Source organism: Treponema sp. Marseille-Q4523 (assembly GCF_016901105.1).
Taxonomy (GTDB): Bacteria; Spirochaetota; Spirochaetia; order Treponematales; family Treponemataceae; genus Treponema_D.
The window spans coordinates 38,294-50,744 of sequence record NZ_JAFEVM010000016.1 but is presented as its reverse complement, the minus strand read 5'-3'; the positions used below and the strand labels follow the sequence as shown (position 1 = coordinate 50,744).

Sequence of the window (12,451 nt, the reverse complement as noted above, 5' to 3'; positions counted from 1 at the left end):
AGCGGTCGGTATGACGCGAGAAATGCTTTTTTTACGGTCACTCGAACGGGTTCCATGGCATAACCTCGTTCCTCTGTGGTACGGGACGGAAAACTGTATACGGTTATATACGCCGAAAGTCAGAAGAGGGTTAAGAAATGACGAACTCAGAAAAAAATTCGACTTCATATTCGGACTATTACGAGGAGAATCTGTACGGCCTCCAAAATGGGGTTCTGAATATTGTGAAAAACTTAGACGTACCTTTTTATCTGACCGGCGGAACCGCGCTTAGCAGGGGCTACTATCATCACAGGTATTCCGACGATTTGGATTTTTTTGTAAATTGCGACGCTGCATTTGCTGCACATACCGAGTCAGTTCTTGCCGATTTGAAAAAAAACGGTTATACATGGGACAGCGAAATCGATTTTATTAAAACCGTCGATTTTTATTCCGTAACGGTTCATCACTCCGATTTTGACTGCAGGCTCAAGATCGATTTTGTAAATGACGTTCCGTCTCATTTCGGGGCGATTGCCGCGACTGATTTTTTTTATAGAACGGATTCGGTGCGGAATATACTTTCAAATAAAATTACCGCCGTTTTCCGTTTCGCGGGAAAGGATATTGCAGATATTTATGAAATTTGCAGACATGAGCATTTTAATTGGGGTGATGTTTTTAAAGAAGTGCGCGAAAAAGAAGTCGGTATCGAACCCGTAGAAGTATCGGAGATTATCAGCGGTTTTCCGAAAAAAGAATTTAATAATATAAAATGGATGAAACGATACGCTTTTTCTTCATTTAAAAACGGTATAGAGCGGATTGCAAAAGATATGCTTGCGCTGCGCGACAATACGCTCCCGTAATTTCGATTCTCCCTCCGGATTTTCCGCGCTATTGACGAAGCGCAACGTAAATGGGAAAATCGCGCTATGAGCAAATATATACTCGTGACGAGCGGCGTATGTTCCAGTCTCGGCAAAGGTGTGGCATCCGCATCTCTCGGAAGTCTTCTCGAATGCAGCGGGCTTTCGATTTCAATGATAAAATGCGATCCGTACATCAACCTCGACGCCGGAAACATCAGTCCGTTTCAGCACGGCGAAGTATATGTTACCGAAGACGGTGCGGAAACCGATTTGGATCTGGGCAATTTTGCGCGCTTTACCAGTGTCAATGTCGCCGAACACAATTGCATCACGATCGGAAAAATCTACAACCAAGTGATCCAAAACGAGCGCGCCGGCAGATACAACGGACGCACGGTACAGGTCATTCCGCACATCACCGACGAGATAAAGCGCAATATCCTCTCCGTCGGCGAGCGCTCGGGTGCGGACGTCGTCATCGTTGAAATCGGCGGTACCGTCGGAGATATCGAATCGATCCCGTATCTCGAAGCCGCTCGGCAACTTATTCACGAACTCGGAAAAAACGAAGTGTGTGCCATTCACATAACGCTCGTGCCTGCGATCATCGGCGGCGAATTGAAAACGAAGCCGACGCAGCATTCGGTGAAACAGCTGCAGGAAGCGGGTATCCAGCCGGATATCCTTTTGTGCCGCACTGCAAACGAACTCGATATGCCGCTCAGAAAAAAAATCGCGCTGTTCTGCAACGTTGCCCCCGATGCGGTTTTTTCTTCGGTCGACGTACAGAAATCGGTATACGAGCTTCCGGTCATTTTTCACAAAGAAGGCTTCGATGCGCGGGTGCTCAAAAAACTCGCGCTCACCGCCGAACGCTGCAATATCCGCCCGTGGACGGCATTCCTTGAAAAGCTCAATGCCTGCGGCCCCGCCGTGTGCATCGCCGTCGTCGGCAAAAAAGATTATCTTGACGATTGCTATAAATCGGTACGCGAATCGCTGTTTCACGCCGCGGTTACGCAATACGGCGCGGAGCTGAAACTCCGCAAAATCGACGCGGAAACGCTCGAAAGCTGCAAAAACGAAAAGGAGATAGCGGCGGCATTCAAAGATGTCGACGGTATCGTCGTGCCCGCGAATTACGGGCAGCGCGGATTTCTCGGTCTCCTCGTCGCGGTAAAATATGCGCGCGAAAACGATATACCCTATCTGGGTATCGATTTGGGTATGCAGCTCATGGCGATCGAAACGGGACGTTCGCTGTGCGGCTGGGCGGATGCGGACAGCACGGAGTTTATACAAAACAGCACTCACGCGATCATCAGTTTGCCGGAAGAGCAGACGGGGCTTTCGGCTGCCGGCACGATGAAGCTCGGCGCGGGAACCGTCCGTATTATTAAAGATACGAAGCTTGCGGGCATCTACAAAAAGCTCACAATCACCGAACGGCACCGCAACAAGTACACGTTCGATAAAAAATACACCGCCGATATGACGGAGCACGGTCTCATCACGTCCGCGATTTCCGAACCGGACAACAGTACCGAAGCGTTCGAATGGAAGGATCACAGGTGGGGCATCGGCGTGCAGTATCACCCCGAATTCGTTTCCCGTCCGATGAAACCGCATCCGCTTTTCGTTTCGTTTATCGGAGCGGCGCTCGGTAAAAAACAATGACGCCGAACCTTTTTACGGCCGGTGCCGTTTTGTGTTGTTGGCTGTTTTTTTCGGCCGGCTGTTCGCTGAAATATTCCGACGGAAAAAAAAACGTCGAATCGGAAGTACCCGAATTCGTTTTTGCAAATGCAGATTTTTCTCGCTGGGAAAAAAACAAGCGGACGCTTTCGATGCGCGCGCGGACGCTCGAACAGTATAAAAGCGGCGGCACCTATGCGGATTTGGTTTCGTTTACGGCCTATGCGGACGACGGAAGCGCCGAAACCGAGGGCTCGTGCGGACTTATCGCATTCGATTCGAAGCAAAAAATCTATTCGCTCTACGACGGGATCGAACTCACGAATGAACCGAGGGGCGTAACGATTTCGGCGGACGAACTGCGCTGGGACGGAAATACCGAACAGCTTACGAGCCGCCGCACCGATACGATCACGATGAAAAAAAACGGTACGGTCGTCCGCGGTTCGGGATTTTCCGCAAGCGGCGTAAGCAACCGTTTCGTATTTACCGGCGCCGTGTCGGGAACGGTCGAAACCGACGAAGATGCGGAGGAAGGCGGCGATGCGCAGAGCCGGCAGTAAAACACGTACGATCGCATTATTAATTTTATACGTTGTCGCTTCTATGCTCCCCGCGTGGTCGGAGCGCATCACGTTTTCCGCGAACAGCATGACGGGGACGGCCGGCAATTCATCCGATACGACAACTCTTTCGGGCAGCGCTTACGTGCTCACGTCGTCTATGGAAATTGCCGCCGATTCGATTACGATGAGCGGGAAAAATTTCCGCTACATTGAAGCCGACGGAAACATCACCGGAAAAAATATCGAAGCGAATATGGAATTCACGTGCGGGCGTCTTTCCTACGATCGCGAAACGAAGATCGCGACGCTGAAAGACAACGTACATCTTGCCGACACGGAAAACGGCGTATCGGTCGACGCGCAGCTTATCGAATACAATCAAAATACCGATATCGCGCGAATTCAAATCGGTATAACGATCAAACAAAAGGACAATGTCTGTTCGAGCGCGTATGCCGTATACCGCAAAAAAAATCAAATGCTCGAAATGAGCGGCAACTCGCAGATCACGCAGGGCGAAGACACGTTCCGCGCGCAGGAGATAACGCTGAATCTCGATACGCAGCAGATTACGCTCGATGGCCGCGTCAAAGGTTCCGTCGTCGACGATAAAAGCGCCGAGCCGGATAAAACCGAAAAAAAAGATTCGGTTGCGAGCGATGAAATCGATACGGCAGGAGACAACGCATCAGGCGAAGACGACGCACCGCCCGACGGAATGACGCCTCCCGGCAAAGTGCCCGGCGCAGTGCAGGACAAAGCTGCAAGCGGCGCGGAAAACGCAGCAAACGCTCCAATCGATGCACGCGAGCGCGGTCGCAAAAACGATACGGCATCCGATCTTTCAAAAGACGATGTTCCGCCCGATACGCTTTCACGTGCGAAGACGGGCGGCGGCAAACGGGGGATGGATGACTGACGAAATGCGGCACGTATTGCGGGTTTCAAGTTTATACAAATCGTTCGGTAAAAAACGCGTCGTGCAAGGCATCGATTTTTCGATGCGTACGGGCGAAGTGCTCGGGCTTCTCGGACCGAACGGTTCGGGCAAAACGACGACCTTTTATATGATTGTCGGATTTTATCGTCCGACTTCAGGCGACGTCTTTCTCGACGGAGAGCGGATCACCGTGCTCCCGATGTATAAGCGCGCGCGGCTCGGCATTTCGTATCTGCCGCAGGAACCGTCCGTGTTTAAAAAGCTGACGGCCGAAGAAAATATTTGGGCGATCCTTGAAACGCGGCGCGATCTTTCTGCCGGCGAAAAAAAATTGCGGCTCGAACAGCTCATAAGCGAATTCGATATCGGAAGGATTAGAGATCAGCAGGCGATCACGCTTTCGGGAGGAGAGCGTCGGCGTACCGAAATCGCCCGCTCGCTTGCAATAGAGCCGAAGTTTTTGCTGCTCGACGAACCCTTTGCGGGGATCGACCCGATCGCGGTTGCGGACATCAAAGGTATGATAAAGCTGCTTTCCGAGCGCGGTATCGGCATCCTCATCACCGATCACAACGTGCGCGACACGCTTGAGATCACGCACCGTGCAATCATCATCAATAACGGTCAAATCATGATGCAGGGCACGAAACAGGACATCCTCGATTCATCCGTTGCCCGCGAAATCTATCTCGGCAAAGATTTTTCGATGTAAGCGCTTGCGGATCTATTGTGAAAATAACTGTAAACTATCGCCGTTTCGTTTGTTTAATAGGTTGAATGTCGAATTTTGAAAGTATCAGTTGTTAAATTTATTCGTGCGGAGGGTTTAATACCCCGACGCTTGCGTCGTAACAAAGGGTATTAAAGCCGACTGCAACCACCTTATGAGAACATACAGTGCGAAACGTTGAGCACTGTACCCGACGCTTGCGTCGGGGGTGTTGATTAATAAAAGTGTCGGAATGATTTTACGGGAGTTTATGATAACAAAGAGGTATGGGAGTATACGATGAAAAGAATTATGATGACGGCAGCGGCACTGTGTTTTGCCTCTGTGATGTTTGCCTATAATCCGCCGATCGGCGGAGAAAGTCTCGACAGACTTGTAAGTCCGACGCAGCTCACCTATGCGTCGTCGAGCGCGGGCGGCGGAATCTTTACCGCGGGTCCCGATGCGATCGTCTTCAACCCTGCGCTTATCGCGTATGAGCAGCGCATCACGCTCGACGCTGCGTACACGGCGCTTTTTTCTTCGGACGGCGGATCGAAAACTTTCGGCAGCGCGTTACAGGGAGGACTCCTCGTTCCGTGGAAATACTTTGTTGCGAGCGGCGTCGTTAAAGGCGTATTTTTGCCGATCGATAAAATCGATATAGGTAATACGCTCGGCACGAATGTCGGTATCGCAAAAGAAGTGAGCGAGCGTCTGTCCGTCGGAGTCGGTATGTACGGCGGCGTGTATTGGGGACACGGCAGCGATTGGTCGTTCGGCGCAAATATCGGTGCGCTCTATCGCATTCCGCATCTCGGTTTTATGAAAGATTTCAGGCTCGGCGTATCGGTACTCAATCTCGGCAAAAATTATACGTCGACGGATCTCATCGGTATGGACGGCAAAAGCGCGGGTATGTTTCCGATGCTCGGAACCGTGCACGCAGGCGTTGCGGCTCTTTTGTTTGCAAACGATCATGTAAAAGGAGGCGCTTCGTTTGAATTGATAACGCCGGGATTTCAAAATCTCATCGTTGCCACGGGCTTTCAGTTTTCCGTAAACGATGCGCTGTTTTTGCGCATAGCGGAAGAGATCAATATCCGTGAAGCGATAAAGCTCCGCGATTACGATAAGTACGGCAATTTTATGCCGGCAGTCAGCATCGGCTATCGCTTTACGTTTAAGACAAAGCGTAACGAATATATGAAACGCAACGGCTGGGGCGAAAGCGATATGACGGTCAACGCCGGATGGCAGCAGCTTTACGAAACGGTGCACGCCGTTTCGGGCAATGTCAAATTCAATCTCGGCATGAAAGATACCGATCCGCCGGAAATCGAATTGTGGGCAGGGGAGGATAAATAATGAAACGGATATCTGTACTTATTGCGGCGGTACTTTTTTTGTTTTCCGCCGTTTCAGCGTTTGCGCAACGGCAGCCGAAATATATTTCACCGAACAACGACGGCGTTCAAGATTCGCTTGACGTTCCGCTGCGCATTTCCGACAGGCGTTATGTCGTTTCGTGGAGCTTTGTCGTCGAAAACGCAGGCGGCAGCGTCGTTCGAACGATCGGAAACAAACTCGCGTTTACCGAAAAGCTGACGTTCAAATCGTTTTGGAAACGGCTCTTTTCTCCGAAAAAGACGATAGACATTCCCTCCATCGTTTCGTGGAACGGTGTTATGGATAACGGCGAAACGGCTCCTGACGGAATTTATTATTATTATTTTACGGCGGCGGACGATAACGGTAACGTCGGCAAAACGGATAAGTATACGGTCGTCGTCGATACGACGCCTCCTTCCATCGCGCTTACTCAGCCGACCGACAAGATTTTCGGCGAAGGATCAAAGGCGTCTTTTACCGTGCGGCAGTCCGGCTCGAAAGAAGATGAGTGGAAAGGTATCTTTGCCGGTACGGACGGAACGGCGGTAAAAAATTATTCGTGGAAAGACATGGCGCCGCCGGAGTTCAACTGGAACGGAACGGATGATTCGGATAAACCCGTCGCGGACGGTGTCTATTCGTATACGGTTACGGCGACGGACAGAGCGGGAAATACTTCCCCTGCCGCTTCCATATCGAATATCATCTTTTCCGCGGAAAAGCCCGCGACGAATATTGCGATTTCGGGTTCCCGCTATTTTTCTCCGAACACTGCGAGCAAACAGAACGTACTTACATTCAACGTAACGATCCCCGTTCCCGAAGCGAGTACCGGCAACAAGCTTACCGAATGGGCGGTTACCGTCGTCGATGCGAACGGAAAAGTTTGCCGCACGTTCGATCAGTCGACGTCCGTTTTGCCGCCGGAGACGATCGTATTCGACGGCACGGGAGCCGACGGCAAAACGCTTCCCGACGGACGCTATCAAGCGCGCGTCACGGCAAAATATCTCAACGGCTATGAAACGACTCCGATAGTGTCGCCGGTGTGTATCATCGACACGAAGCAGCCCGAGGCACAGCTGCGCGTTTCCGATAAAGTATTCGGCGCGGGTTCTAAGAGTACTATCACGATCAACGAAACGATCGTGCCGAAAACGCTTGCGGCGGTTCCCGCATGGACGGGGCGCATCTACGCTTCGAGCGATATGACGAAGGCGGTACGCGAATACTCGCTCGGCGAATTCCCGCCCGAAACGATTTCGTGGGACGGCCTCGACGACGGCGGAAAATTTGTTCCCGACGGGTCATACGTGTACGAGCTTTCCGCAATCGATTTGGCGGGCAACGGCGTTGCCGTCCGTTCCGATGCGTTCAGTTTCGATACGACGAAAGCGACGCTGCTTCTCGCGATGCAGGGCACAGCATTTTCTCCGAACGGCGATAAAGTCAAAGATACGATTTCGTTTACACCCGTCACTCACGCGGGAAGCGGCGGCATCGTAAAGTATGTGTTTAAAATAACTGCGGCAGGTTCGAGCGTTGCACTGAAAACGGTGAGCGAAAATAAAAGCGTGCCCGCATCGTTTGTGTGGGACGGAAGGGACGATAAAGGCGCCCTTTGCTCCGACGGACAGTATATCGCCTCTCTTGAAATAACGTCCGCAAACGCTTCGACGGCATCGGCTTCGACGCAGGCTTTTGCCCTCGATACGAAATCTCCGTACCTCGCGGCGGAGATCCCGTGGACGTCCTTTTCACCGTCTGGCGATTCGATCCAGATCGAGCTGCCGGTCGGCGTTCGCGACTGCACGACGGAAAAACTGTGGACTGCCGAAGTGCGCAATGCGCGCGGTACCCTTGTTCGGAAATACACGTGGGCGGGTACCGTACAGACGGACGGCAAAGCGGGATTCTCATGGAACGGTGCCGACGAATCGGGCAATACGGTACCCGACGGTACATATTCGCTCGTCATCGCTTCGACGGATGAAGCCGGCAATGCATTCAGCACCGCATTGAACGGCATCGCAATCGATACGCGAGATGTAAAAGCATACGTGACGACAACGTACGACGGTATTTCTCCGAACGGCGACGGCGTGCTCGATTCGCAGCGTTTCGATATCCGCACGTCGGTCAGCGATACGATTTCGTCGTGGAACTTCGACGTGTGCAGAGAAGACGGAAAGGCGGTACGCAGCCGGTCGTCGAAAGACGGCGAAAGCCTTCCCGAATCGATTGCGTGGGACGGTTTCGACGACGCGGGAAAAGCGGGCGAGGGCACCTTTACCGGAAAGCTCCGCATCGCGTACCGGAACGGACGGAGCGTTTCCGTTTCGTCTTCTCCCTTCGTGTGCTCGGCTACTCCTCCCGAACTCAGCGTTCGTACGACGCCTGCCTACTTCAGCCCCGACAACGACGGCGTCGATGACGATTTGTTTATCAAGTTGAACGGTTCGACAAAGGGGAAAATCACCGAGTGGTCGTTTGCGATCGACGATCCGAACGGCCGCCGCTTTTGGCAGACTGGCGGAACAACGGCGATTACGGAACGCATCGTGTGGGACGGTTTAAGCAATACGCAAAAGACCGCGTCGGGTGCGGCCGAGCGCGTGCAGTCGGCCGTCGATTATCCGTGGACATTTACCGTCAAAGACAATCTCGGTATGACATCGACGGTCAAAGGTATCATCCCCGTGGACGTGCTCGTCATCCGCGACGGCAACGTGCTCAAAATGGCCGTTCCGTCGATCATCTTCCGCCCCGATAACGCCGACTTCAAAGTCGAAAGCGTTCCCGGAAAACGAGACGGCGTTACGGCAGAACAGGCTGCAAACAACGAGCGTATCCTCAAGCGCATCGCGGAGATACTCAATAAATTCAAGGAGTACAAAGTGACCGTCGTCGGGCATGCGAACCGTACGACTGAAAACGAAGCCGAAGAAACGCAGGACAATCCGCGCCTGTGGGGACCTGCGCTCATCCCGCTGTCCGAAAAACGTGCGGAATTTGTAAAATCCTATCTCGTCGATAAGGGCATAAGCGCGTCCCGCCTCGCAACCGAAGGAAAGGGCGGTACGGAACTCGTCGCCGATTGGCGCGATAAAGATCACAATTGGAAAAATAGGCGCGTCGAATTTATTTTGCAAAAATAAGCGATAAAACGCAGCACCGAAAGACGGGCCTGTCGGAAGACGAGTCCGTCTTTTTTTATGCCTTGCAGAGAATATTTTTTCAGAATGCAGCCGCATTTTGTAAAGGCGTAAAAATAATCGGCATAAACACCTCCGTATAAATGAAGTAAGGTATGTCTAACTTTTTTTGCAGTGCATAGTTTACAGTTGTTCGTTTACAGTTTGACCATTCTGAAAGAATATCATACAATACGGTTTATGCGTATGTTTACATTTAAAGGCGGAATCTATCCGCCGGAGCGGAAGACACACACTCGCGACGGAACCGTCGAGGATGCGTTCCCTTCCACTAAGCGAGTGACGATCCCCGTCACGATGGGCGGTTCTCCGAACGAATGTACCGTAAACGTCGGTGACCGCGTTGTCAAAGGTCAGCTTATCGCGGCCTCCGATAAATATATGTCCGTTCCCGTACATGCGTCGATCACGGGGACGGTAGCGCAAATCGCACCGCACACTGTGGCAGGCGGCGCGCAAGTTCCCTGCGTGACAATCGAAGCGGACGGAAGCGATGAGACGGCGTATATGAGCCCGCTCGATCCGTTTTCCTGCGAAGCGAAAGACGTTCTCGCGCGTATCAGAGATGCGGGTATCGTCGGCATGGGAGGCGCGTCGTTTCCGACCTATGTGAAACTCTCGCCCCCTGACGGCACGAAGATCGAATACGTCATCGTGAATGCGTCGGAGTGCGAACCCTATCTCACCGTGGATTATCATACCGTAAAAGAATCGTGCAAAAAAATGATCGACGGACTTGCGATCGAAATGCATATCTTCGGCTGTTGCGGTATCGTCGCGCTCGAAAACAATAAGCTCGATCTGATAAGCGTCATCAACGATGCGATCGCCGAAGCGGATCATACAAACGATATCGAAATCAAAATCGTTAAAACGAAGTATCCGCAGGGAGGCGAAAAAAATCTTATCAATGCGATTTTGAAGCGCGAAGTGCCTGCGGGAGGGCTTCCCGCGCACGTCGGCTGCGTCGTTTCGAACGTCTGTACCGTCTGCGCCGTTTCGGATGCGTTCCGGCTCGGTAAGCCGCTCATCGAACGTGCGTTTACCGTAAGCGGCGGGGCGTGCGAAAATCCCGCAAACATACGAGTCCCTGTCGGCACGCTTGTAGAAGATTTGATCGGTGATGTTATACGTGTAAAAGATGACGAACTCGTGCAGATCGTTTCAGGCGGCCCGATGATGGGTATCGCTTCTGCGGATGCATCGTTTCCCGTCGTAAAAGGTACGAGCGGCGTTTTGTTTTTAACAAAAAAAGAGATCCATATAGGCGAAGAAGAATCCTGTATCGGCTGCGGGAGATGTATCCCCTCCTGCCCGATGCGGTTGTCGCCGGTTATGATGGCCCGTTCGCTGAAAGCGAACGATTACGACGCTGCAGTAAAATTCGGACTCATGGACTGCATCGAATGCGGCAGCTGCGCATACGTTTGTCCCGCGCACGTCCGCTTGGTGCACCGATTTAAACTCGGTAAAGGCGTCGTGAAAACGCGCACTGCAAAGAAAAACGCTGCGGGTAAAGCAGCTGGAGGAAAATAATGAGCGAACCGGTAAAGAAACAACTGTACGTGTCTCCCGCCCCGCATTTTGTCGAAGGGGTGTCGACGCGCTTTCTTATGTGCATGCTGATCACGGCGCTGCTTCCCGAAACGATATACGGCGTTATGCTGTTCGGTTTCCGCGCACTGTTTGTCGTGCTCGTTTCCGTTGCGGGAAGCGTCGTCTTCGAAGCGGCGTTTCAAAAATTAACAAAACAGAATATCACCGTGAGCGATTGTTCGGCCGTCGTGACAGGACTCCTGCTTGCACTCGTACTGCCGCCGACGGTCCCGCTGTGGCAAGTGTTGCTCGGCGATCTCTTTGCCGTCGTTGTCGCCAAGGGATTTTTCGGCGGACTGGGGGCGAACGTGTGGAACCCGGCTCTTACGGGGCGGGCGTTTCTGTTCGTCAGCTTTTCCGCCGCGATCGGCGCATCGTGGCTCGCTCCGGGAACGGACGCCGTAAGCGCCGCAACGGTGCTGTCAAAGCTGAAAGAGGGTGCCGTCGCCGTAAACGCGGATACGTATCTCGAAAGCTTTTTGGGTAATACGGCCGGCTGTATCGGCGAAACGAATGAATTGCTCATTTTGATTTCATTCGCATTCCTTGCCCTCACTCAGGTGATCGACTGGCGTGCGCCGGTTACGATGGTCGCGACGGTTGCGCTTTTGACCTTCGTTTCAGGCGGAGATGTAGTCATGGCGCTGACGTCGGGCGGTCTCCTTTTCGGCGCAACCTTTATGGCGACCGATTATGCGACGACGCCGGTTTCGAAAGCCGGGCGCGCGGTATTCGGTGCGGGCTGCGGACTGCTTACATTCTTAATAAGAAGATTCGGCGGTTATCCCGAGGGCGTTATGTTTTCGATTTTGTTTATGAATTCGCTTTCGACATTCCTTAATAAATTGACGGGAAGAAAATACGGTTACGGCAAAGCGGCAAAGAAGGGGGCTGCAAAATGAAACATATTTTAAAACTCGGGATCACGCTTGCGCTCTTCGCATCCGTTTCGTGCTTTTGCCTTGCGCTCGTCAATCACATCACCGCTCCCGTCATCGAGCAGCGGCAGGCGGATAAAGCGAGTTCCGGTATGAAAACGGTATTCGCCGATGCGGATTCGTTTGAAGAGACAACGGATTTCAAAGCGAGCGCGGTTCAGGCGATAAGCATCGACAAAATGTATCTTGCTAAAAAAGGCGGCAGCGTTATAGGAGCCGTTGCACAGGTGACGGGTCCGACTTACGACCGCTCGACGATCATTTTCGGTATAAAAAAAGACGGCGTGCTCACGGGTATGCAGTTTCTTTCATCGAGCGATACGGCGGGATTCGGTTTAAAAGCGAGCGATCCGAACTATACGGTTTCGAGCGGCAAAACGTTTTACGGACAGTTCGAAGGCAAAAATGCCAATGACGGTTTCGTTTCCGGACAAACCTTTGAAGCCGTATCGGGAGCGACGATCACAAGCAAAGGCGTTGCCGAACTTTTGACGCAGGGAACGCAAAGCGCGCTCGCCTGCCTTGCTGCGAAATAGGAGTAAAAAC

At 52.3% G+C, this 12,451-nt stretch carries 10 protein-coding genes; all 10 read left to right on the top strand.

Annotation, left to right across the window (positions count from 1 at the left end; genetic code table 11):
* Positions 1–224: 224 nt before the first annotated feature.
* The 10 genes from JSQ97_RS06705 (at position 225) to JSQ97_RS06660 (ending at position 12,441) form a co-directional block, all read left to right on the top strand.
* Positions 225–851, top strand: a complete 627-nt coding sequence (locus tag JSQ97_RS06705; RefSeq protein ID WP_205075348.1) for a nucleotidyl transferase AbiEii/AbiGii toxin family protein — start codon at positions 225–227, stop codon at positions 849–851.
* Between the two features lie 66 nt (positions 852–917).
* Positions 918–2,531: a CTP synthase gene (gene pyrG / locus JSQ97_RS06700; RefSeq protein ID WP_205075347.1), complete on the top strand. Its 1,614-nt coding sequence runs from the start codon at positions 918–920 to the stop codon at positions 2,529–2,531.
* Complete coding sequence (gene lptC / locus JSQ97_RS06695) at positions 2,528–3,112, top strand: LPS export ABC transporter periplasmic protein LptC (RefSeq protein ID WP_205075346.1); 585 nt, start codon at positions 2,528–2,530, stop codon at positions 3,110–3,112. The genes pyrG and lptC overlap by 4 nt, the downstream gene beginning before the upstream one ends.
* Positions 3,093–4,034 (top strand): LPS export ABC transporter periplasmic protein LptC, encoded by a 942-nt coding sequence (locus JSQ97_RS06690; RefSeq protein WP_239447010.1) that lies wholly within the window; start codon positions 3,093–3,095, stop codon positions 4,032–4,034. The genes lptC and JSQ97_RS06690 overlap by 20 nt, the downstream gene beginning before the upstream one ends.
* Positions 4,027–4,767, top strand: coding sequence for an LPS export ABC transporter ATP-binding protein (gene lptB / locus JSQ97_RS06685; protein WP_205075345.1), 741 nt, complete (start codon positions 4,027–4,029; stop codon positions 4,765–4,767). Before JSQ97_RS06690 ends, lptB begins: the two co-directional genes overlap by 8 nt.
* A gap of 297 nt (positions 4,768–5,064) precedes the next feature.
* The gene (locus JSQ97_RS06680; protein WP_205075344.1) at positions 5,065–6,132 is read left to right on the top strand and encodes a hypothetical protein; all 1,068 of its coding nucleotides are present in this window, start codon (positions 5,065–5,067) and stop codon (positions 6,130–6,132) included.
* Positions 6,132–9,314, top strand: coding sequence for a FlgD immunoglobulin-like domain containing protein (locus JSQ97_RS06675; RefSeq protein ID WP_205075343.1), 3,183 nt, complete (start codon positions 6,132–6,134; stop codon positions 9,312–9,314). The genes JSQ97_RS06680 and JSQ97_RS06675 overlap by 1 nt, the downstream gene beginning before the upstream one ends.
* 243 nt (positions 9,315–9,557) lie before the next feature.
* Positions 9,558–10,907: an electron transport complex subunit RsxC gene (rsxC, locus tag JSQ97_RS06670; protein ID WP_239447009.1), complete on the top strand. Its 1,350-nt coding sequence runs from the start codon at positions 9,558–9,560 to the stop codon at positions 10,905–10,907.
* Positions 10,907–11,869 (top strand): RnfABCDGE type electron transport complex subunit D, encoded by a 963-nt coding sequence (locus JSQ97_RS06665; RefSeq protein WP_205075341.1) that lies wholly within the window; start codon positions 10,907–10,909, stop codon positions 11,867–11,869. The genes rsxC and JSQ97_RS06665 overlap by 1 nt, the downstream gene beginning before the upstream one ends.
* Entirely contained in the window at positions 11,866–12,441 is a 576-nt protein-coding gene (locus tag JSQ97_RS06660; protein WP_187385160.1) for an RnfABCDGE type electron transport complex subunit G, read from the top strand. Before JSQ97_RS06665 ends, JSQ97_RS06660 begins: the two co-directional genes overlap by 4 nt.
* The last annotated feature ends 10 nt before the right edge of the window (positions 12,442–12,451 follow it).

Coding starts and splice junctions, on each gene's coding strand:
- pyrG (WP_205075347.1), top strand. CDS start 918: ATGAGCAAATATATACTCGTGACGAGCGGCGTATGTTCCAGTCTCGGC.
- lptC (WP_205075346.1), top strand. CDS start 2,528: ATGACGCCGAACCTTTTTACGGCCGGTGCCGTTTTGTGTTGTTGGCTG.
- JSQ97_RS06690 (WP_239447010.1), top strand. CDS start 3,093: ATGCGCAGAGCCGGCAGTAAAACACGTACGATCGCATTATTAATTTTA.
- lptB (WP_205075345.1), top strand. CDS start 4,027: ATGACTGACGAAATGCGGCACGTATTGCGGGTTTCAAGTTTATACAAA.
- JSQ97_RS06680 (WP_205075344.1), top strand. CDS start 5,065: ATGAAAAGAATTATGATGACGGCAGCGGCACTGTGTTTTGCCTCTGTG.
- JSQ97_RS06675 (WP_205075343.1), top strand. CDS start 6,132: ATGAAACGGATATCTGTACTTATTGCGGCGGTACTTTTTTTGTTTTCC.
- rsxC (WP_239447009.1), top strand. CDS start 9,558: ATGTTTACATTTAAAGGCGGAATCTATCCGCCGGAGCGGAAGACACAC.
- JSQ97_RS06665 (WP_205075341.1), top strand. CDS start 10,907: ATGAGCGAACCGGTAAAGAAACAACTGTACGTGTCTCCCGCCCCGCAT.
- JSQ97_RS06660 (WP_187385160.1), top strand. CDS start 11,866: ATGAAACATATTTTAAAACTCGGGATCACGCTTGCGCTCTTCGCATCC.